Origin of the sequence: Yaniella halotolerans DSM 15476, from assembly GCF_000420805.1 — a bacterium.
Lineage (GTDB): Bacteria > Actinomycetota > Actinomycetes > Actinomycetales > Micrococcaceae > Yaniella > Yaniella halotolerans.
Map to the genome: position 1 here is coordinate 1,227,137 of NZ_ATVQ01000001.1, position 21,297 is coordinate 1,248,433.

At 57.3% G+C, this 21,297-nt stretch carries 23 protein-coding genes and 1 riboswitch; of the genes, 12 read left to right on the forward strand and 11 right to left on the reverse strand.

All coding sequences use genetic code 11. From position 1 onward, the window contains the following. Positions 1-132 precede the first annotated feature (132 nt). From G583_RS16290 to G583_RS0105950, 3 genes are all read left to right on the forward strand, one after another. Positions 133-684, forward strand: coding sequence for a 2'-5' RNA ligase family protein (locus G583_RS16290; RefSeq protein WP_156832058.1), 552 nt, complete (start codon positions 133-135; stop codon positions 682-684). Positions 685-841: 157 nt separating this feature from the next. After that, positions 842-1,189: a metallopeptidase family protein gene (locus G583_RS0105945; protein WP_022870274.1), complete on the forward strand. Its 348-nt coding sequence runs from the start codon at positions 842-844 to the stop codon at positions 1,187-1,189. Positions 1,190-1,245: 56 nt separating this feature from the next. Next, positions 1,246-1,581 carry a hypothetical protein gene (locus G583_RS0105950; RefSeq protein ID WP_022870275.1) on the forward strand — a complete coding sequence of 112 codons (336 nt, stop codon included), beginning with the start codon at positions 1,246-1,248 and terminating at the stop codon, positions 1,579-1,581. Here the strand turns inward: G583_RS0105950 and G583_RS14630 are convergent. Continuing rightward, entirely contained in the window at positions 1,575-2,540 is a 966-nt protein-coding gene (locus G583_RS14630) for a universal stress protein (protein ID WP_022870276.1), read from the reverse strand. The two genes, G583_RS0105950 and G583_RS14630, sit on opposite strands and share 7 nt — an antisense overlap. A gap of 100 nt (positions 2,541-2,640) precedes the next feature. Then, positions 2,641-3,858 carry an acyl-CoA dehydrogenase family protein gene (locus G583_RS0105960; protein WP_040895149.1) on the reverse strand — a complete coding sequence of 406 codons (1,218 nt, stop codon included), beginning with the start codon at positions 3,856-3,858 and terminating at the stop codon, positions 2,641-2,643. A 180-nt stretch (positions 3,859-4,038) separates the two neighbouring features. On the opposite strand from G583_RS0105960, the gene G583_RS0105965 reads away from it, so the two are divergent. Together G583_RS0105965 and G583_RS14635 are read left to right on the forward strand one after the other, a co-directional pair. Beyond that, positions 4,039-5,199 (forward strand): CaiB/BaiF CoA transferase family protein, encoded by a 1,161-nt coding sequence (locus G583_RS0105965; RefSeq protein WP_040895151.1) that lies wholly within the window; start codon positions 4,039-4,041, stop codon positions 5,197-5,199. A gap of 43 nt (positions 5,200-5,242) precedes the next feature. Continuing rightward, a complete protein-coding gene (locus tag G583_RS14635) occupies positions 5,243-6,715 on the forward strand; it encodes an APC family permease (RefSeq protein WP_022870279.1) in 1,473 nt (490 codons plus the stop codon). On the opposite strand, the gene G583_RS14640 is transcribed toward G583_RS14635, so the two are convergent. The 3 genes from G583_RS14640 to G583_RS14645 all read right to left on the reverse strand — a co-directional run bounded on the left by G583_RS14640 (position 6,712) and on the right by G583_RS14645 (position 8,932). Continuing rightward, positions 6,712-7,668 (reverse strand): Ltp family lipoprotein, encoded by a 957-nt coding sequence (locus tag G583_RS14640; protein WP_022870280.1) that lies wholly within the window; start codon positions 7,666-7,668, stop codon positions 6,712-6,714. The two genes, G583_RS14635 and G583_RS14640, sit on opposite strands and share 4 nt — an antisense overlap. Positions 7,669-7,713: 45 nt before the next feature. Beyond that, positions 7,714-8,058, reverse strand: a complete 345-nt coding sequence (locus G583_RS0105980; protein WP_022870281.1) for a hypothetical protein — start codon at positions 8,056-8,058, stop codon at positions 7,714-7,716. An 88-nt stretch (positions 8,059-8,146) separates the two neighbouring features. After that, the gene (locus tag G583_RS14645; RefSeq protein WP_022870282.1) at positions 8,147-8,932 is read right to left on the reverse strand and encodes an IclR family transcriptional regulator; all 786 of its coding nucleotides are present in this window, start codon (positions 8,930-8,932) and stop codon (positions 8,147-8,149) included. Positions 8,933-9,032: 100 nt separating this feature from the next. Between G583_RS14645 and G583_RS0105990 the strand changes: the two genes are divergently transcribed. Beyond that, positions 9,033-10,967 (forward strand): FAD-dependent monooxygenase, encoded by a 1,935-nt coding sequence (locus G583_RS0105990; protein ID WP_022870283.1) that lies wholly within the window; start codon positions 9,033-9,035, stop codon positions 10,965-10,967. Here the strand turns inward: G583_RS0105990 and G583_RS0105995 are convergent. Then, complete coding sequence (locus G583_RS0105995) at positions 10,964-11,854, reverse strand: LysR family transcriptional regulator (RefSeq protein WP_022870284.1); 891 nt, start codon at positions 11,852-11,854, stop codon at positions 10,964-10,966. The two genes, G583_RS0105990 and G583_RS0105995, sit on opposite strands and share 4 nt — an antisense overlap. Positions 11,855-11,987: 133 nt before the next feature. Beyond that, a riboswitch (SAM riboswitch) is annotated at positions 11,988-12,100 on the forward strand. Between G583_RS0105995 and G583_RS14650 the strand changes: the two genes are divergently transcribed. The 6 genes from G583_RS14650 to G583_RS14665 all read left to right on the forward strand — a co-directional run bounded on the left by G583_RS14650 (position 12,094) and on the right by G583_RS14665 (position 17,865). Beyond that, positions 12,094-12,918, forward strand: a complete 825-nt coding sequence (locus G583_RS14650; protein WP_051129604.1) for a methionine ABC transporter ATP-binding protein — start codon at positions 12,094-12,096, stop codon at positions 12,916-12,918. Its footprint overlaps the riboswitch before it by 7 nt. Next, positions 12,918-13,580, forward strand: a complete 663-nt coding sequence (locus G583_RS0106005) for a methionine ABC transporter permease (RefSeq protein ID WP_022870285.1) — start codon at positions 12,918-12,920, stop codon at positions 13,578-13,580. Before G583_RS14650 ends, G583_RS0106005 begins: the two co-directional genes overlap by 1 nt. 32 nt (positions 13,581-13,612) lie before the next feature. Further along, entirely contained in the window at positions 13,613-14,512 is a 900-nt protein-coding gene (locus tag G583_RS0106010; RefSeq protein ID WP_022870286.1) for a MetQ/NlpA family ABC transporter substrate-binding protein, read from the forward strand. A gap of 17 nt (positions 14,513-14,529) precedes the next feature. Then, positions 14,530-15,405 carry a MetQ/NlpA family ABC transporter substrate-binding protein gene (locus G583_RS14655; protein ID WP_022870287.1) on the forward strand — a complete coding sequence of 292 codons (876 nt, stop codon included), beginning with the start codon at positions 14,530-14,532 and terminating at the stop codon, positions 15,403-15,405. A gap of 54 nt (positions 15,406-15,459) precedes the next feature. Next, a complete protein-coding gene (locus G583_RS14660; protein WP_022870288.1) occupies positions 15,460-16,356 on the forward strand; it encodes a MetQ/NlpA family ABC transporter substrate-binding protein in 897 nt (298 codons plus the stop codon). Between the two features lie 81 nt (positions 16,357-16,437). After that, positions 16,438-17,865 (forward strand): NtaA/DmoA family FMN-dependent monooxygenase, encoded by a 1,428-nt coding sequence (locus G583_RS14665; protein ID WP_211210751.1) that lies wholly within the window; start codon positions 16,438-16,440, stop codon positions 17,863-17,865. On the opposite strand, the gene G583_RS0106030 is transcribed toward G583_RS14665, so the two are convergent. From G583_RS0106030 to G583_RS16295, 5 genes are read right to left on the reverse strand one after another with little or no spacing between them, the layout of a single operon-like run. After that, on the reverse strand, positions 17,862-18,770 hold the full coding sequence (locus G583_RS0106030) for a hypothetical protein (RefSeq protein ID WP_022870290.1): 909 nt from the start codon (positions 18,768-18,770) through the stop codon (positions 17,862-17,864). The two genes, G583_RS14665 and G583_RS0106030, sit on opposite strands and share 4 nt — an antisense overlap. Next, the gene (locus G583_RS0106035; RefSeq protein ID WP_022870291.1) at positions 18,767-19,450 is read right to left on the reverse strand and encodes a SipW-dependent-type signal peptide-containing protein; all 684 of its coding nucleotides are present in this window, start codon (positions 19,448-19,450) and stop codon (positions 18,767-18,769) included. Before G583_RS0106035 ends, G583_RS0106030 begins: the two co-directional genes overlap by 4 nt. Then, positions 19,450-20,034 (reverse strand): alternate-type signal peptide domain-containing protein, encoded by a 585-nt coding sequence (locus G583_RS0106040; RefSeq protein ID WP_022870292.1) that lies wholly within the window; start codon positions 20,032-20,034, stop codon positions 19,450-19,452. Before G583_RS0106040 ends, G583_RS0106035 begins: the two co-directional genes overlap by 1 nt. Beyond that, positions 20,027-20,617, reverse strand: coding sequence for a signal peptidase I (locus tag G583_RS14670; RefSeq protein ID WP_022870293.1), 591 nt, complete (start codon positions 20,615-20,617; stop codon positions 20,027-20,029). Before G583_RS14670 ends, G583_RS0106040 begins: the two co-directional genes overlap by 8 nt. Positions 20,618-20,666: 49 nt before the next feature. Then, complete coding sequence (locus tag G583_RS16295; RefSeq protein WP_022870294.1) at positions 20,667-21,257, reverse strand: alternate-type signal peptide domain-containing protein; 591 nt, start codon at positions 21,255-21,257, stop codon at positions 20,667-20,669. Positions 21,258-21,297: the final 40 nt, after the last annotated feature.

A 21,297-nucleotide genomic window follows, 5' to 3' on the forward strand; every position in this document is an offset into this window, starting at 1 on the left:
TGCAGGCCCTGATACAGGCTGAAGCGAGTCACGATATTGCAGGCCGTGGCCGGTCCGCAATATCGCAGCGTTTAGACTTGTGGGCACCGCAGAAAGCGACGACGTGGTCCGAGAGGATGCTCAGGAGGACAGTTGAGTCGGTACTTTATTGGGCTTATGATGCCACGAGAAATCCGGCAACAATTGCGCCCATTTATCAAGATGCTGCATGCCAATACCCTGACCCTTGAGAACCATAAGATCACGTGGACCGCGGAGGCTGACCTGCACTGCACGCTGCTATACATCGGCGAGTATGGTGACCGCCAAGATCTTCTGCGGCAGGTGGAACGCGTAGCCCGAGAGTTGCCGCCGATCACCATGAGTTTAGGGCGACCGACGCGTTGGCTGGGCATCAATCTGGTCTTGCCGGCATCGGGTCTCGATGAGGCTGGCACAACGTTCATTGCAGAACTGGGGCACTTATCGTCGAATCAACGCGCGGAAGATCGCCCGTTCTACGGGCACCTGACACTCGGCAAAGTGCGTCCAAAACCCACGGGGGAGGCCGACCAGTTGGACGGACAAGCAACGGATGAGCTGTCTTGGATAGCTAAACGCGTGCAACTGGTCGAAAATCCAGGTCGTAGCTCAGGGGCGCGGTATCGGGTAGTGGCCGATGTGCCGCTGGGGCGGAACGGGTAATAGCCCTCGCAGCGGGTCTGTCCGTCCACGTCAACCTGAATATCGGCAGTTGTGTCCTCGGAACGCTCCAACCGTCGATGCCGAAAGCTTTCGAATAGGCCGTCGAAAACATGAAGTCTGTACTACTATTGCATGGCCAGGATAGGAGGGAAGACGCATGGACATGACGCTTGACGACTTCGAAGCCGAAGTGTCGGAGCAATTCGACCGGCTTCCCGAGGAAGTCGTAGGTGGTTTGGACAACGTCGTCTTTGTTGTCGAAGACCGCCCCGAGGACGGTGCCATGGATTTGCTCGGCACCTATGAGGGGCATGACCGTTTTGGTCGTGCGGATTATGGTTATGGGCAGTTACCTGACGTCATTGCGATCTTCCGTGACCCTATACTGGCTATCTGTGAGAACGTAGAGCAGTTGCGTCATCAGATTCACGTAACGCTTGTTCACGAGATCGGGCATTACTACGGGCTGAGTGACGCTCAGCTCCACGACCTTGGGTGGGCATAATCCCCACACCGGAGCCGTCCTAACCCCACATTGGCACAACAATCAGGAGATCAATCATGAGCCAGTACCAGCAGTATCAGCAACAGCCACTGCCGCCGAGCAATCTGCCATACGCGCCACCACCGCAGCAGCATACAGAGGGTCTTGGCAGCTGGATGCTTGCCATCTTCTTGACGATGATTCCACTGGTCAACATCATTTACCTGTTGGTACTCGCTTTCGGCGGCAGCGTCTCTGTTGCGAAGAAAAACTACGGCCGGGCGATGCTGATCTGGACTGCCATTGGCATCGTGCTCTGGATCCTTGTGTTCATCCTCTTCGCGAGCTTTGGGGTCTCTATATTCAATGAACTTTCCGAGACCTACCCCACGAACTACGAGTACAACTACTGAGTTTTCCTTGGGTGGTCATCCGGCAGTGGAACAACCATGATGGCTCCGCGGGCGTGAGCCAAGGTAGTGCATGAGACGGACCCGAGTAAGAGGCTGGTAAAACCGCCACGACCGCGGGTCCCCAAAACTGTTAATTGGGATCGTTCACTGCACTCAATCATGACTTCTGCCGGTGCGCCGCGCATAGCAGTGGGTTTCATGTCTACACCCGGCACCTGCTCCTGTAAGAACTCGATTTCTTCGGCGAGGAACTCCAGTGTGTTCTGCGTTGTTTGCTGCTCGAGGTCTTCATGTTGTTGCAGATACCAGACACTCGAGGTGCCGGTAAACGGCGGTTGTGCGTGCACGACCTCAAGACCAACGCCAAGGCGTTTTGCTTCTTGAGCAGCGGTGAGAGCGGCATGACGGGCATGAGCAGAACTATCCACGCCAACGCAGATATCGCGAGTATCCCGGGCTGTATCCGGCCTCTCGCTGAGGTCACCCGCTTTACGTTCAACCTCGTCTGGAGAGTGGACAACCACCGTTGGGCAGTGGGCGTAGGCGGGGAGGGCTGCCGCGACCGAGCCGAGGACTCGTCCCCAAAACCGTCCGAGTCCGCGCCGTCCCACGACCAGGAGTTCAGCATCGGCCGAGACGCTGACGAGCCCGGCTGTCGCATCGCCGATGATGGCTAGGTAATCGACCTCGCCTTGATGCCCATCGTCTTTCAGGAGTTGTTTGGCTTCAGCCAGCATGCCGTCGGCTATTCGCTGGGAGACATCATCGTCTGGACCCGGCGCGACACTATGCAGATAGTCGCTGTATGGAAAGAGATAGGCCGAAGCGACCGTCAGGGGCATGTTGCGACGAGTGGCTGCGCGCGCAGCCCAGCGGAGTGCGTGTTGTGCATGCGGTGAGCCATCAAAACCTACGACGACACCGAGATTGAGCGTTTCACCGGTTGAAGAGCTAGCCATGACCTTGTACCTCCAGGTCCGTTGGGCTTCGTGTTCTTCAATACTAAGTCAGCACGATGTAATGCGCATCATGTTTTTAGGCGCGGAGGATGCAAGCAGGTTAGCTAAATGCGGCTTCGCCGGTGAGTTTGTGGCCAACGATCAGGGTGTGGACCTCATCGGTGCCTTCGTAGGTGCGAACGGATTCCAGGTTGTTGGCGTGACGCAGTGGCGAGTAGTCGCCGGTAATGCCATTGCCGCCCAAGATGGTGCGGCACTCGCGTGCGATCTCAATGGCGACGCGGACGTTATCGAGTTTCGCCATCGAAATCTGGTGTAAGTCCATGGTGCCGGCGTCATTGGCGCGACCCAGCTGCAGGGCCATGAGCTGCCCCTTGTTCAAGGCGATGGTCATGTCGGCCAGTTTCTTCTGCGTCAGCTGGTATGCGGTGAGCGGCTTGCCAAACTGCATGCGGTTTGAAGCGTAATCCAGAGCGGATTCAATCGAATCACGTGCAGCACCCAGTGCGCCCCAGGCGATACCGTAACGGGCCTCGTTCAGGCACGAGAATGGCCCACGAAGTCCGGGGTTGTGCGGCAGAATCGCCTCGACCGGTAGTTTGGCGTCTTTGAGCCAGATATCGCACTGCAGCGAAGCGCGCATCGACATTTTCTGTTCGATGGCTTCGGCGTGATAGCCCAGCGTGTCGGTTGGAACGATGAACCCGCGAACCACCTGAGCGTCATCGGGCTTGGTGTCGTTTTCGGGGTGCACGCCGGCTGCCTTGGCGTCGGCAACGGAAACTTTCGCCCAGATGATGGTGATGTTGGCAATTGTGGCCAGCCCGATCCAGCGCTTGGCGCCGTTGAGCACCCATTCGCCGTCGACCAGTTTGGCGTTGGTGGTCATCGATGATGGATCTGAGCCCGCGGTTGGTTCGGTGAGGCCGAAGGCGCCGATCACTTCACCCTTGGCCATTTTGGGTAGCCAGGTCTGTTTCTGCTCTTCTGAACCGTTTTTGGCGATTGCGGTCATCGCCAGAGAGCCCTGTACGGAGATCACGGTGCGCAGACCAGAGTCGCCGGCTTCCATCTCCTGCATGGCGATACCGTATTCAACGGCGGAGCGCCCCCCGCAGCCGTAACCGTCAATATGCATACCAAAGAGCCCCAACTCAGCCATTTCCGGAATCAACTCTGTAGGCAGGTGGGCATCGTCGAACCATTTGGCAATGTTCGGACGGACGCGACGGTCTACGAATTCCGCGACGGTATCGCGAACTTCTAGCTCCTGCTCGCTGAGCATCGAGGCGATATTGAAGAGGTCTGTTTTCGACATGAGTGCTCCAATGGTCTGACCGAACAACGGCCGGATGAAATCTATGTGATCACCTTCACGGTAGCCAACGGACCACATCCGGGCAACAATGGCTCGGATCGTTGCACAGAACGTGGGTCATCAATGTTGTTGGAGCATCAATCTTGCAAATGTGTTGCGTTACACACGACGATGGACGACATGACCAAACATGCGCAGACTGAAACATCCGGTGTACTCGACGGCATCATTGTTGCTGATTTTTCCCGGGTGCTTGCCGGTCCCTATGCCACGATGATGCTGGCTGATATGGGAGCAACCGTGATCAAGGTGGAATCACCCGGTGGTGACGACACCCGCGCGTGGCAACCACCGGTGCGTGATGAGCAGTCTACGTATTTCCTCTCGGTCAACCGCAATAAACAAGCCATTGCGTTAGATCTGAAAGATGACGACGATCTTGCTGCCGCCCACAAACTATTGGCCAAAGCTGATGTATTCATCGAGAACTTCAAACCCGGCGGGCTTACCAAATTCAACATGGACCCCGACTCAGTGGCGCAGCGGTATCCGCACCTCGTGCACGCTTCGATTACCGGTTTCGGTACCACCGGCGGCGCTCACCTGCCCGGCTATGATTTGCTGGCACAAGCAGCTTCGGGGCTCATGGATATTACCGGCGAACCTGAGTCCCAGGGGCAGAAGGCCGGGGTGGCGATTTTCGACGTTGTCACCGGTCTGCATGCCACCGTGGGTATTCTCGGTGCACTGCAGGAGCGCAACCGGAGTGGCAAAGGCCAGCACGTTGCCGTGAATCTGATGTCCTCTGCACTGTCTGGATTGGTCAACCAAACCTCTGCCTACGTTGCCGGGGGAGTGGTGCCAACCCGTATGGGCAATGATCACCCGTCCTTGGCGCCGTATGGGCCTTTCGCGGCATCGGATCAGCCGCTCATCATTGCGGTCGGCAACGATACACAGTTCCGTCGTCTCGTCGATGCTTTGGGGGCATCGGAGCTTGCTGACGACGAGCGCTACGCGACCAACCCGGCCCGCAACCAGCACCGTGATCACCTGCGAACCGAACTCGAGCGGCACCTGCAACACAAGACTGCCTCCGGTTGGGTCGAAGAGCTACGCGAACTCGGGATCCCGTGTTCGGAAGTTTTCTCGATTGCCCAGGGCGTGGACTTCGCTGATGAGATCGGCCTGGAACCGGTGCAACCTGCCGGTGCAGAGCAGATCCCCACGATCAAACACCCGGTTGACTACTCACGTAGCCCGGTTGCCTACGACAAGGCACCACCGACGCTGAACCAAGACCGCCAAAGCATTCTGGATTGGCTCAACTCCGAAAGCTAGCCCCCAGCATCCCGCGCACCACGGACGAAAGAACAGACACACGATGACGAAAACGCAACAGCAGTCGGGCGCCATCTCACTGGCCAAGACCCTATCGAATAGAGACGTCCTGGCCCTGGGGTTCGGTGCCATGATCGGCTTCGGGTGGGTGGTCCTGACCAAGGGATGGCTCCTGGATGCCGGCCCCGGAGGCGCGTCACTGGCGTTTCTCGTCGGCGGTATCATCATGGCCTTTGTGGGCCTGGTCTATGCCGAACTGACCTCGGCGATGCCCAAAGCAGGTGGCGCCCATAACTTCATTCTTCGTGCTCGTGGACCCCGTGGAGCATTTATCGGTTCATGGGGATTCATCGGTGGGTACGTCACGATTATTGCGTTCGAGGCCGTTGCCGTCCCGAATACCGTCGAATATATTTGGCCCAACATCAATCACATCCCGCTGTGGACTATCGCAGGTTTTGAAGTGAACCTGACGTGGGCGTTGATCGGTGTGGTGACCGCGGTCGTCCTCACATGGATCAATATTCGCGGCACCAAAATCGCTGGCATGGTTCAAACCTTCGTGGTGTTGTTCTTGCTGCTGGTCGGCCTCATGCTCATTACCGGAGCCTTCACCGGTGGGGAAGCTCGCAACTTGGAACCGCTGTTTACCCCGGGTGTGGGTGGGTTCTTCGCGGTGATGATCGCCGTCCCGTTCCTGTTCGTTGGATTCGACGTCATCCCGCAGTCGGCAGAGGAAGCCAATGTTCCACCGCGTCAGGTCGGACGTCTGGTCGTCATCTCGGTCATTATGGCCACCATCTGGTACGTCGGCGTCATCTTCACCTCGGCGCTGGGACTATCCGCTGAACAGCTGGAGGCCTCACACTTGGCAACCGCCGATGCGGTGTTCAACATGTTCAATTCGCAGGCTGCAGCAAACTTCCTGATTGCCGGTGGGCTGGCAGGCATCTTGACCACGTGGAACTCGCTGTTGATCGGTGCATCGCGCATGATTTATGCGCTGTCTCGGACCGGCATGCTGCCACAACGGTTATCGAAGCTGCATCCGAAATATAAGACCCCGGTCAACGCGCTGGTGCTGTTGGGCGTTATCTCCTGTGTTGCACCGTTCTTCGGAACTGCCCTGTTGGACTGGATGGTGGAATCCGGGTCGCCGATGATCGTCATCACGTACATGCTGGTTGCGGTGTCATTCCTGATCCTGCGCCGTCGTGAACCAACGATGGATCGTCCGCTGCGGGTCGGCGGTAAGGGCCGCGGTGGTGAAGTGATTGGCTGGTTCGCCGTGGTCCTGACCATCGCACTGCTGGTCCAATATCTGCCCGGCATGCCCGCTCAACTGGGCTGGCAGCCCTGGGTCATTTTCCTGGCCTGGTGGCTTGCGGGTGCCTTCTTCTACTTCCGCATACCGAAGGGCATCCGTGCCGGTGAAGACGTCGAAGAACGGCTCGAACGGGCACTGCAGGAGCGCGAACGTCAGCGCATCACCTCGACGCGAGTGGAGAAACACTAGAGACCCGTCTGATTGACTCCGTATTCTGCCTGAGACTGAGTGAACCCCTCGAACAGCAGTTGGTCAATGAGTCCAGAGCGGGAGAAGGACGAGTAGTCAAGATAATCTTGGGCGGCCTCTGCTGCCTGTTCATTCCAGTCAACGCTCACACTGTCGACCGCCGCGGAGGCGTCGGTATTCGAGAAGCCCTCGAACTCTAATTGGCCGATAAGACCTGAGCGTGAAAACGCCGAGTATTCCAGATACTGGTCTGCTGACTTGATAGCCTGCTCGCTCCAGTCAACGGTTATATTATCGACGGCCCACGTCGCGTCGGCGGTGGAGTAACCCTCAAATTCGAGTTGATCAATGAGCCCGCTGCGGGAAAATGCCGAGAAGCTGAGATAGTCTTCCGCAGCTCCAAGTGCGTTTCGCTGACTCACCGAGCCATCTTGCGTGGCCTCCGGCGTTTCACTAGAAGGTTCCGGTGTGGGCTCTTGGCTCGTGGCGCTCGGCGTTGCTGCAGGGGTGGTCTCCGGTGCTGATGAGGACTCTTCGGTCTCGGTGGGACTTGGACTTTCCGAGGCTGAGGCCGTGGGGGACTCGCTTGGTGAGGCATCGGGTGACGACGTGACTTCCGTTTCCGGAGCCCGTTCGCCCTCATCCAGAGCGCTGATGACGAGGCCCGTGGCGACCGCGAGAATGATCGACACGAGCATTGCCAGACCACCGGTCACAATACCGGTAACGCTTACGCCCTTCGGCTGTGCCTTCCGTAGCGCTACGATGCCGATAACCACACCTGCGGCGCCAACAACCAGGCCCACGATGGGCACCCAGGCCAAAAGCAGCCCGATGATGCCGACAATCAGCGCCGCAATCGCTAGCCCTTTTGGTGCAGCTGACCCAGGGGGCGGCATAGGACTGTACTGCTGGTGTGGTGGTGGCGGGGGTGGAGGATATCCCTGTGTCATGCTGATGCTCCAAGAACTTCAAGGTGAGTGAGTGTCCTTGGAACCCTAGCCCAGCGTCGTAGGAGTCAACAGGGTTGATGACTGTTCTTCGATGCAACCACACGGCTCTTCGACGTGGAGGAAAAACCCGGCGGTGGTGGTCAGATAGAGGGAAATCACCAGGCCTATAGTGCCGGTGATGATACCGAGAATACTCAGCACCTGCGCTTGTGAGCGGCGTCGAGCGATGATGCCCAGCACCACTGCGAGCACACTGATCACCATGCCGACAATCGATAGCCAACTGACAACCAGTGCGACGAGGCCAAGCAGCAGTGATATCGTTGCCAACCCTTTGGACCGCGAAGCAGGTGACTCGGGTAGGGGAGGTGGAGCATATTCCTGTGTCACGACGTCACTCCGATGGTTCAAGGTGGTGTGCTTGATTGACAGGCTAGCCCAGCCTCGTGTGCTGCAACAGGGTTGATGTTGCGGCAGGTCAGACCATATCGGTGTGCTGTGCAATCTCGTCTGAGGAAAATGCAGCTTGTGCTTCATGCTGCACTGTCAGGAGCGCATCGGAAATCTCGCGACGGCTCGTGGCGGAGTAACGGGCCAGTGGCAAGGCGACACTCAGCGCAATATGTTCACCACCGATGTGTCCCAGCGATACGGCCAAAGCCACTAAGCCCTGCTCGGTCGATTCAACATTGACGGCAAACCCTTGGGTGCGAACCTTGTCGAGTTCTTCGTGGAGGTCTCGGAGATTAAACGCGACCGCCTGGGGTATCGCTCCCTGATCGGTCGGGGCGTAGCGCGTGTTGACGACCGCCGGAGCGAGATCAGCCAGCATGGCTTTGCCCGACGACGCAAGGTGCGCTGGCAGCCGTTTTCCGAGTCTGCTGGCTAAGATCAGTGCCCGGTCTGTTGCGACGATGCAGTCATTATGGTGCACCGTTGTGCCAACCATCGTGGCCACATGCACGGTTTCATGGACCAAGCTAAAGAGCCGTTCCAAGTGCGGACGCAAGCGTTCGTGTAGCGGGGGAGTGACCAGCGCTTGGCCAAAGTGCAATGCACTGGCGCCCGGGAAGAAGCGCTGCTTTTCACCCCGTACCGCAAACCCGTCGGCCGCGATGGTTGCCAAGATGCGCGATGACGTCGACGGGTTCACGTCGAGGTGTTTGGCCGCCTCAGAAACGCTCACCGAGCCCTGGGATGCCATGAGTCGCAAGACCTGCAGTGCACGGTGAATTGCCTCAATTCGCGGGGTGGATTTGCTCACACCGCAAATTTAGCAGTTGTCGTTGCGTTTGTCGCATGTTTGGGCGTACGGTCCAGCAGAGAATGTGTTGGAGCGCACGAGCGCAGAATGGAAGAACAGCATGCAATACCACCTCAACGGTTACACCTTCGGAGACCCCAGCATTGCCCCGGCGGCACCGCGGTATATGCGGCAAGACGCCGAGTTGCCCGCAACCGTCGATGTCCTCGTCGTAGGGACCGGGCCCGCAGGTGCCGTGCTGACCGCTCAACTCTCCCAGTATCCCGAGTTATCGGTGGCCACGGTGGATCGTCGTGCCGAACCACTAGCCCGTGGTCATGCTGACGGGGTTGCCTGTCGAACCGTGGAAATGTTTGAGGCCTTTGGTCTGGCCGATAGGCTCGTGCGCGAAGCGCTCTGGGTCAATGAAACTGCGTTCTGGTCGGTTGAAAACTCCGATGAGGGCATCACCCGCACCGGCCTGGTCCAAGACGTTGCCGATGGACTGTCCGAATTCCCACACGTCATCGTGAACCAGGCGCGCATGCAGGAATTGCTCTTTGACGTCGCTGCAAATTCACCGTCCCGTTTTGCCGTCGACTACGGCTGGCAGTACGTTTCTCAGACCATCGACGAATCGGACGAGTACCCCGTCGAGGTGACCCTGGAAGCTACTGCCGAGGAACAGGCCGGTACAACTCGCACCGTCCGCGCAAAATATGTGGTCGGCTGTGATGGTGCCCGTTCTGCGGTGCGCGAGTCGATCGATCGCAAGCTCCACGGAGATGTGCAAAACCATGCGTGGGGCGTCATGGACGTCCTGCTGGTCACGGATTTCCCAGATATTCGCAAGAAGGCCGTGATCAGCTCGGATGCAGGTTCGATCATTCTGATCCCACGTGAAGGCGGCTATTTGGTGCGGCTCTACGTTGACCTCGGTGCCGTCCCCGAAGGCGATACCGACTTCCGGAAACGCACCACGGTCGAACAGATCACCGAATCAGCCAACAAGATTCTGGACCCCTACAGCATCGAGGTCCGCGATGTTGCCTGGTGGTCAATTTACGAGGTCGGCCAGCGCATCGCCGATGGTTTCGATAACCTCAACGACGACGAACGTGCCGACCAGCAGCCGCGTATTTTCATTGCCGGCGATGCCTGCCATACCCACTCGGCAAAAGCCGGTCAGGGGATGAACGTGTCGATGCAGGATACGTTCAACCTCGGTTGGAAACTGGGCGCTGTGCTGACCGGCCAGGCTAAACCGGAGTTGCTGCACACCTACTCGGAAGAGCGCAAAGTCACCGCTCAAGAACTCATTGACTATGACATTCGTTGGTCCAAGATGGTGGGTTCACGCGATGCTGATCAACCGGTCACCCCGGAAGAAGTCGAAGCACAGTTTGTGCGCGGCGGGCAATTTACTGCGGGACTCGCGACCCGGTACACTCCCGAATTTTCGACGCTGACCGGAGCCGACACGCATCAGGATCTGGCACCGAAGTTTGAAATCGGCACCCGCTTCCACTCGGCACCGGTCATTCGGGTCGCCGATGCCAAACCTTTGCAGCTTGGCCACGTCCACCGGGCAGACGGACGGTGGCGCGTTTACCTCTTCGCTGATGATGCCGGGCTGGCGCCAGGGTCGGCCATCGCCAACTGGTGTGAACGCATGCTCACCGATGACGCCAGCGCGATCAACCGGTTCACCCCGCAGAGCACCGATACGGATTCGGTCTTCGACATCTACGCCGTCACTCAGCAGTCGCATACCGAGGTCGATATCAACGCTCTGCCCAAATTGGTGCAGCCAGCTAAAGGCATCTTTGGGCTTACCGACTATGAGAAAGTCTTCTCAGCCGAAAAGACGAACGGTAGCTTGCTGGGCAATATCCCGGGGCTGGAGGCCACGCAGGATATCTATGACCTGCGCGAAATCGATCGCACCCGCGGAGCCGTCGTCATTGTCCGCCCCGACCAGTACATTGGCCACGTATTGCCGTTGGAAGACTACGAAGCGTTCGATGCCTACTTTGCTGCGTTTCTGAAGGGCTAAGTAAAGAGCTCTTCGGCAGTATCGATGACCGTCTGCAATACCGGATTCAGCGCATCGCGTCGCCACACGAGCCGCAGCGGAATGGGCGTATTGGTCGGATCATCGATCTCTAAGAACTTCACATCGTCAGCCGGCACCGAGGAAGCCACAGACGACAGTGTCAGCGATGCACCCATGCCAACACCCACCAGGAGCATGACGGTCCATGAGTCGGGCACCGTCTGATTGCGTTTCGGCACGAATCCCGCATTGAGTGACAAGTTGCGAAACCGGTTTTGCAGCGCAGAGTTGTAGCCCCCGGGCAGATTAATCCAGGCATCTTGAGCAAGCTGTGACATGCTCACCCGGTCGTATTTGGCCAGCGGATGGTTTTCATGGACGGCAACTAGAACATCGTCGTCGCCCAGGTGCAGGGCATCGAGTTCGGACGGCAGGAATTCCCAGAGTCCAATCGAGAAATCCAAGGATTTATCGAGCACCTTCTTCAAAGCGTCGTCGGCAAACTGTGATGACGTGACTTCAAAGCGTAGTCGGGGAGTCTTGATCGCCAATTGCCGTGCTAAAGCGGCAACTTCAGCGTTCGAACTGGCTCCGGCAAAGCCCAGGGAAACGGTGCCGATTTGTCCGGTCATCGTAGATTTCACCGATTCGACGGCGCGTTCGGATGCGGCGATCAGTTCACGGGCCGGCTCGATGAGCGTTTGCCCGGCCACGGTGAGCTCGACTTGGCGGGAAGTCCGTTTGAACAGCCTGGTCCCCAGAGCTCTCTCGAGCCGTTGAATTTGGCGAGATAGCGGTGGTTGTCCCATTTGCAGGCGCTGGGCAGCACGACCGAAGTGGAGTTCTTCGGCCAGAACTAAGAATGCTTTAGCGTCTACGACGTCCATTGGTGTTCCCGATCGAGTTGTGGTGTTCTACTCATCATAGGCCGATCTGGTGCCAGACGTTGTGACTTTTTATGACTCAATTTCATGTGATCTCTTGCTCATTTGCCTGTGGTGCGCATAAGATATGCGGAGTAAACCATTCAGAGCGACTGAGAGATCTGGCTCGTAGACGTCGCAGCAACCCCTCCACCATTTCTGGTGTCGGACGGTGCTAACGCCAGAAACAATGGAGTGATTCAATGATTTCTCTGCGTCATCTATCGACCACTTTTGCCGCCCGCGGCAAAGATCCCATCACCGCAGTTGACGATGTCAGCCTCGAGATTGCTCGCGGAAGTATCCAGGGGATCATCGGGTTTTCTGGTGCTGGTAAATCCACCCTGCTACGCAATATCAACCTGCTCGAACGCCCAACCACCGGCGAAGTCATCATCGACGGCGTTGATCTGATGAAACTTTCTACTGAGGACCTGCGCCAGTCCAGACACCAGATCGGCATGATTTTCCAGGGCTTCAACCTCGTCAACAACCTCACGGTTGCCCAAAACGTGGAACTGTCGTTGAAATTCGCCGGGGTCAGCAGTGCAAACGAACGCCGTGCTCGGGTGGCAGAAGCGCTCGAGATTGTCGACATATCAGACAAAGCTACCGTGTATCCGGCAAAACTCTCCGGTGGACAACAACAGCGGGTGGCGATTGCCCGTGCCCTGGCTACCCGCCCTCGGGTCCTGCTCTGCGATGAGCCGACCTCGGCGCTGGACCCGTTCACCACGGCCACCGTGCTGCAATATTTGGCGGACATCAACCGGGAACTTGGGATCACCGTTGTGGTGGTCACCCACGAAATGGAAGTCATCAAAGCGCTGACCGACCACGTTGCCGTGATGGAATCCGGGCGCATTGTCGAGCGCTTTGCCGCAGATCGTTTACACGATAAAACCTTCGCACCGACTACGCCAATCGGCAGGTATTTGACCTCCGACGGTATCCACGTAGACCGTGGTCAGCACGCCGCTGCCGTGGACGCCGAAGCAGCCGAATTGGCAGTGGGAGGGCGCGTCTAATGCAACGTATCGTAGAACTCCGCCCCGAACTGATCCAGGCCATGTTAGAAACCTTCGCCATGATCGGCGTGGCCATTCCTGTGGCTGTGCTGCTTGGCACCCCGCTGGGTATCTGGTTATTCGTGCATGCTCCCGGTTCGATCGCTCCCCAACCAAAACTGCATGCTTTTGTCAGCGGCCTGGTCAACATGCTGCGGTCATTTCCGTTTCTGATCTTGTTGATCGCCATCATCCCGCTGACCCGACTGTTGGTTGGCACTACCGTTGGGACGGCAGCGGCGATCGTGCCGCTGACCATCAACGCGATCCCGTACTTCGCACGGCTGGTCGAACAGAACATCTCTCAGTTGGGCGCCGGTGCGGTGGAGGCATCCCGAGCCATGGGAGCAACCCGCCGCCAAATCATCCGCAACGTGCTGCTGGTCGACGCCCGATCCGGCATTATTGGATCGATCACCATCACCACCGTGAGCTTTATTTCCTACTCGGCCATGGTTGGCCTGGTCGGGGGCGGTGGCATCGGCGACTTCGCCATCCGCTACGGCTACTACCGATACGAAACCGTGGTCATGTTCGTCGCCGTCGTCCTCATGGTGTTGCTGGTCAGCGCGGTCCAGTGGGGCGGAAACTCCCTGGCACGCGTTGCCGATAAACGCATCTAACGCTCTTCTCATCACAAACTTTAAGGTTTTCCATGCCAATTTTACCTACCCAAAAACCGATCCGCCGCAATCTGACGACCGGTATCGTCGCCATCGCCGCACTGGCTTTGACGAGCTGCGAGCTGACCTCAGCCGGAGGTAGTGAGGATCGCACCATTAGCATCATCGTCACCGAATCAGCGCCGTATCAAGAGCCCACCGAGATTGCAAAAGAACTACTGGCCGAAGACGGTTGGACGTTGGAACCCACCTACGTGACCGATATCGTGCAACCCAACCAAGTAGTTTCTCAGGGCGAATACGACGCGAACTTCTTCCAGCATTTGGCATACCTGCGTCAGTTCAATGAAGACAATGGCACCGAGGTGGAACCTGCATTCTCCACGTACTACTCATCGTCTGGTCTCTTCTCGCTTGAGCATGATTCATTTGACGACCTACCTGATGGAGCAGAAATTTCTTTGCCCGTCGATACCGCTAATAACGGGCGCGGTATCAAACTACTGGCCGAGCATGGTCTGCTGGAGATCGATGAATCGGTGCCGGTAACCGCACTGTCCCAAGCTGACATTACTGCTAACCCCAAGAACCTGGAGTTCATTGAGATCGACCAGCAATCCTCGGCGCACACGCTGAGCGACGTTGATGCCGGATTCGTGTTCGCCCGTCTGATCGCCGAAGCAGGCCACGACATCAACGAAACAGCATTGGCATTGGAAGAAGACGAGGAAGTACGCCGCCCATATACGAATGTCGTGGCGGTTCAGCCGGGTGACCAGGACTCTGAGAAAACCCAGGCACTCCAGGATGCCTACCAGTCGCCAGAGGTGCAGCAATGGTTCGAAGACTATCTCGACGGCGCAACTGAATACAACGGGGATATCACTACCAACGACGCCCAGGACATTTGGGCAGAGTTCACAGCAGAATAGCGTTTGGAGAAAGCATCATGACTATCACTAGGCTCACGCGTTCTGGCGTCATAAGTGCCCTTGCTGTTCTGGCTCTGTCCGGTTGTGGGCTGGCTTCGGCTGGTGACGGCGACCGCACCATCAGCATCATCGTGACTGAATCGGAGCCCTACCAAGAGCCCACCGAGATCGCCAAGGAACTCCTGGCCGAAGAAGGCTGGACGTTGCAACCCACGTACGTTACCGACATCGTCCAGCCCAACCAGGTTGTATCCGAGGGCGAATACGACGCGAACTTCTTCCAGCATGCCGCTTATCTGCGGCAGTTCAATGAAGACAACGACACCCTCGTGGAGCCTGCATTCACCGTGTACGATGCCCCAGCCGGTGTGTTCTCTGTTAAATATGACACGCTCGACGATCTGCCTGACGGTGCACAAATTTCTCTGCCCGTGGATCGTTCCAATAATGGCCGCGCACTTCAATTGCTCGCAGACGAAGGACTGATCGAAGTTGACCAGTCGGTTTCCGTGACTGAGCTCTCTCAAGAATCCATCACGGATAACCCCAAGAATTTGGAATTTATCGAGATAGATCAGCAGTCTTCAGCTCAAACCTTGCCTGATGTAGACGCCGGTTTCTCGACCACACGATTCCAAGTAGAAGCAGGCTACGACGTCCAGGACACCATGCTCGCATTTGAGGACTATACAGATCTCTTTGCATTCAGCGTCATAGTCGGCGTTGGTGACGGCGAGCGCGATTCGGAAAAGATCCAGGCCCTGCAAGATGCCTTCCAATCCGAAGAGGTTGAACAATGGTACGAACAATACCTTGACGGAGCCTTGCCGTATAACGGTCAGTACACCACCGAGAATATCGGCGAGCAATGGGAAACATACCTTGCCGAATAACCACCGTACCCGCTACACACATCTTCATCGCTCATCACACCTTTAAGGTTTTCCATGCCAATTTTGCCTACCCTGAGAATCCTTCGTCGCAATTTGACAGCCGGTATCGCCGCCATCGCAGCACTCGGACTCACCAGCTGCGGACTGGCTTCGGCCGGTGACGGCGACCGTACGATCAGCATTATCGTCACCGAATCCGCCCCGTTTCAGGAGCCAACCGAGATCGCGAAAGATCTCCTTGCGGAAGATGGTTGGGAGTTGGAGACTACCTACGTCACCGACATCATCCAGCCAAATCATGTGGTCTCTTCGGGGGAATACGACGCGAATTACTTCCAACACTTGTCGTACTTGGATCAATTCAACACGGATAATAAGACCGAAGTAGAACCAGCATTTTCTGTGTTCTATATGCCCAATGGCTTCTTCTCAGTCACTCACGACTCTGTCGAGGATCTGCCGGATGGCGCTCAGATATCGCTTGCAGTGGACACCACCAATAACGGTCGAGGAATCAAAATCCTGGCTGATGCTGGCCTCATTGAAATCGACGAAACCGTTCCGGTTAACCAGTTATCTCAGGAGTCCATCACCGCCAATCCGCGAGACTTCGATTTTATTGAGGTGGACTTGCAATCGACTGGTCAGACGCTCCCGGATGTCGATGCAGCGTTTGCACCTTCTCGGCTCATTGCCGAGGCCGGATATGACATGTCCGAAACCACATTGCTGTTGGAAGACAGCGCTACTTTTGAGGAGCCGTTCACTGTTGCGGTCGGAGTCCAACCCGGCGAACAAGAATCTGAGAAAACCCAAGCCTTGCAAGAGGCTTACCAGTCCGAAGAAGTGGCTGCTTGGTTTGATGAATATCTCGACGGTGCCGTTCAGTTCACCGACGACGTCACCGTGGAAAACGTCGAACAGGTATGGGCCGACTTCACAGCCGAATAGTCCTTCGTCGTCCGCAAAACCACGAATCAATATTAGGAGCACACCGTGTCACACCGTCGTCCATTGATCTTGTCAGCCTTCATGATGAACACCACCAGCCACATTCTCGGTGGTGCCTGGCGCCAACCTGAAGCCCAACAACACCGATTCAACGAACTGCAGCACTGGGTTGAACTCACCAAAACCTTAGAAGACGGCGGCTTTGATATCGCTTTCCTCGCCGATGTTGTTGGCGTCTACGGGGACCACGAGGGAGGATGGGCCTCGCATGTCCGCCGTGGCCTGCAAGTCCCAGCGAATGATCCGCTCGTGCTGCTGTCCGCGTTGGCTGCGACGACCAACCGCATTGGGTTAGCGCTGACCTCGTCGGTGATTCAAACGCATCCGTATACCTTCGCCCGCCAGCTCTCCACACTGGATCACCTGACCGGTGGGCGAGTGGGCTGGAACGTGGTGACCTCCGCACTGGAAAACTCACACCGCAATTATGGCGGTACCGGACTCCTGGAGCATGACAACCGGTACGACCTGGCCGAAGAGTACCTCGAGGTTTGCTACAAACTGTGGGAAGGATCCTGGGACGACGACGCACTGCTGGCCGATAAAACCCTGGAACACGATCGCGGGGTCGGCCTACACGCAGATCCGGCCAAGATCGCCAAGATCCATCACGTCTCCCGCAATTACACGGTCGAAGGACCGCACCTATCTTCGCCGTCACCGCAGCGCACCCCGTTGCTATTCCAGGCGGGCTCCTCGCCACGCGGTCGCGATGTTGCCGCACAGCACGCTGAAGCGACCTTTTCGATGGCACCGAGCTTAGGACAGGCTCAACAACATGCCGCCGATGTACGTCGTCGTGCCGTTGGATTCGGTCGCCAACCCGAAGACGTGCAATTCATTCAGGGCCTCTCCTTCGTGGTTGGTTCGACCGAGGCTGAAGCTCAGGCCAAAGCTGCTGAGCTTGACGATTCGCTGGACGACCACGCGTTGATTGCTCATACGGGCGGTAGCCTTGGTGTTGATTTGGGCTACCTCCCACTAGATACGCCCATCGGTGAGTTGACGACTGAGGGCTCGCGGGGACATCTAGCTGAGCTCCGTTCCATGAACCCCGACGGCACGATGAGCGTGCGTGACTTGGCCCGTTTCCGAGCGCAAGCCACCCGGATAACCGGTACACCCGAGCAGATCGTGGACGAACTCGAACAATGGCAGGACGCCGGTATTGACGGCATCAACGTCATCAACGCGACCCTGCCCGGCAGCTACGTCGAGTTTATTGATCATGTGATCCCAGAGCTTCGCGCTCGCGGTATGGCCCGGAGCCCCGAGCAGCTCGATGCCGAGACTGGCAGCACACTTCGTGGACGGATCACCGGAGCTGATCGACTCCCCGACTCGCACCCCGCAGCACAATATCGCGGCGCCTTTGCCGAATACAGTGCCGCAGCAACAGAACTGAGCGAGGAAGAAGTACTCGGGGCAGCACCGGCCGAAGCACTTTAGTAAGCCCTCGGGCGTGTTCGGAACCCTCTCATCGCGGCCCAACCGACACCAACCAGTATGGCCGTGATGAGGATTGGCCAGTTCTGTACTCCACCGACCAGAACTAAGTCGCCGGTGTCCAACCTGGGCTCTGGGTCGGCGGCCCTCTCAGTGGTGACATTCGTTCCGTCTGGATCACTGATCCCCACTGGCACGGTTATCCCTGACTGATCACTGGTCCCGGTTGAATCACTGCTGTCGGACTGGGCGATGAGTGATTCATTGCCTTGCGGGTCAGCGGATCCTTGGGAAACTGCTGCACTGCCGGAACTTTCCGAACTGGTGGAACTGCCGGACGCGTGCGTTGGATCTGTAGCAGCGCCGCTGGTAGGTAGGGCACCGCTGATTTGGAACTCGACGTCGAAGCTGGCCCGATGTGACGCAGTGTTGGCATGGTTACCCGAGGCGGCATCTCGTGGGAAGAGGTACTCGAGGGTTACTTCGGTTTGGGATCCTTGAGCCAAGGCATCGTGGACGATCTGCGTTTCGCCGTTGTTGTGCAGTTCGCGCATCGAAGCTGAATCACCGGCCCAGTGGATCTCGAGGTCATCGTAGAAGGAAACCCCGGTACTCGAGCCGGCAAGCTGCACATTAACAATGCGAGCGGTCAATGTCCCGTCTGAGGGTCCGCCGTTGCGCACAGTTAGGCTGCGGTGAGCGCTGTCGCCGGGGACAACGACTGGAACTCCAAAGAAGCTTTTAGCAGTGGCGGACCCGTTGTCCGACGCATCCCAGGTGATCTGAACTGGACTCTCTGCAACCACTGGAGCAGCCGCGGCAGGTGCAGTGACGCCAACCAATAAGGCAACGATAGCCACTCCGGCGGCTAAGTACCGGCGCGGTCGATCGACGAGGTGGCGTTTCACAGGGTCACCTCTGCTCGGACGGTCTCATACGAGAACGTTATGGTGTGGTCTGGTTCTTTGGCGGGATCCATAGACCTGGTGACTTTTGCGTTCCACTCACTGGTGTCCTCGACCGTGACACCATCGTCACTCTCGGCGGTCACCGTTGCTGAACTGGAATAGTCGCCCTCAACGGGCAGTGCTTCCAAGTCGGCGACGAAGCACCAGTATTCGACGTTCGGTTCGGTTGTGTCCGAGTATTCTGCTTCCACCGGTGTGGACTGTGTAGCAGCGTCTGCGTTTTCAGTGCTGTCGACGGAACATTCCGAGGCGAAGTCGATCCGGAAAAGTTTGGTTTCGGCCGCACCGAAAATGTGATCGCCCCAGTCTGGCTCGTCAATCGCGTAGGTCAACCCGGCGTTTCCTTGACTGATGGACTCGGTCTGCAGCGCAACGGCGAACTCGCGATCTTCCAATAGTTGGGCAGCTTCAGTAGCACCCACGGTGAACTCCACGGTGCCATCGGTAGCGACAACCGTATTGTCGCCGGCGCCGGCGGCGAAGTATTCGAAACCGCTCTGCATCTGGGTTTCAACCGGGACCGAATCATTCCACAGAGCCATGGTGGTCCCACCGATGCCAAGCGCAGCGCCCACGACGGCGGCACCACTGATCAGCGCGACAGAACGCTTGGTCCTCATTAGTCCTCACCTCCGCCACGAACCTGTTCTAGCACAATCGTGAAATCACTCAGGTTGTTCAAGGTATCTGCACTGTCTGCGCCGAAGCGGTCGGGCAGATCAGCAAAATCCAGGTCAATTCGTACACTTAGTGGCTCGAGCTGCTCCAGGTCGAGCAATGTTTGCTCGCCAAGTTTCATAGGGGAGTGACCTATTTCAGCGCCGTCCGCATCCAGCACTGCGTAGCTACTGCTCACGCCGGTGGGCACGTTAGCCGGTGACTCCCAAACCACATTGAGTTCGGCTTGCATGTTGTCACCCTCGAGGTTCAATTCCAGAGGAATCTCAACCGAAACGGTGTCTCCAGGGCGCACCAAGTGGGTTTCTGGGTTTTTGATCTCCTGTGGATCTTCGCTACTCGTGTCTCGCCAGTGAACGTTTGAGCTCGTGATTTCGAGGTCACCCGAAACGATCTGCGCTTGCGACACCGTGCCTCCGCTATTCCACAGCGCATAGGTCCCGCCAGCCGAACCAAGGCCGACCAGTGCAGCAACCGCAGCCAGCGTGAACCAGTGCGGTCTGCTGCGAGACGTTGCATTACTCATGACGCCTCCGTTTCCCACGAATTCCACCGATCACTGCAGATCCCAGCGCGTAGCTTGCGTACAGCAGCAATCCAGCCGCGACAACCAGGATCAGTGTATTCCGGTGATCACCGATCGCCAGGGACACATGGCCAATATAGGGCACATGGTAAAGCACCTTGCCCATCACTTGATCCGCGACGATCGGCTCGTCATCGCTGCCGTTCGCGTCGCCGCGGGTCACATAGCTGACGCCGTCTGCTCCCGAACGCTGAGCCACAATGCGATGCGTCACCAGGGTTGGATCGTTCGAGACCGGTTGAAACGTGACGACGTCGCCGATTGCGTAGCTCTCCTGCGGGACGGTGATCACCATATCGCCGGGCGAATAGGTGGGTTCCATCGAGCTACTCAACACCGTGAGCCCCGCACCACCTATCAAGCGGGGCAGGACGGTACTGATCATCACAAGTAAAAGAAGGGCAATCAGAACGGCACTGACTACACCTGACACCATGCCTCGCCACACGGGAGGTTCGGAAGAGGTATCAGCCGAAGTCTCGGCCACCTCTTCAGGAGCCTCGGTGCGAGTCGTGGTTGTCATGGTGCATGCCTATCTATTCTAAATATTGAGTCGTTCTGAGGGAGATAGATTAGTTGTTTGAGCCTTCTGAAGATTCGTTAATCTGGCGAAGTTGCAGTGACGTCTGGTCCAGCTTGGCTTCGGTTTGGGTCAGCTCCCGGTCTTTGACTTTGTTTGCATCGAAATGGATGGTGGTCTCGACGACAAACTGCGTGTTCGGGTGGGTGGCTGTGCCTTTAACATCTTCTGGGGTCAGCTGAACTTCCAGTCCTGATTCGTCAACCTGAAGGACCTCCACCCCGGTACTATTTTGCAGTTGATAGTCGATGGTGAGTGCATTCGAGAGGTCGCCATCTAATGCGCCTCCGACCAATTGAAGGTTCGCGACCATGTTGTCACCGTCCAGATCGACTTTGACCTCGTCGGTACGTTTAATGCTGTCACCGGGAACGACTTTGAAACTCTCGAGGGTCTGCCCGATGTGCTGACCCGTGCGATCATCTTCCCAGCCCTTATGTTCAACAGAGACTTCCACGTTACCGGCAGCAATCTCTGCACCGTCGACCGTGGCATTGTCGCTCCAGATCGCGAACGTGGACGCTCCGAGCAGTAGACCTACACCAGCGGCTCCCGCGACGAAACCTTTTGTCGAATTCTTCATATGTGCTCCTTCTTGTGTGCCCGAATTGTGATTGATTCGG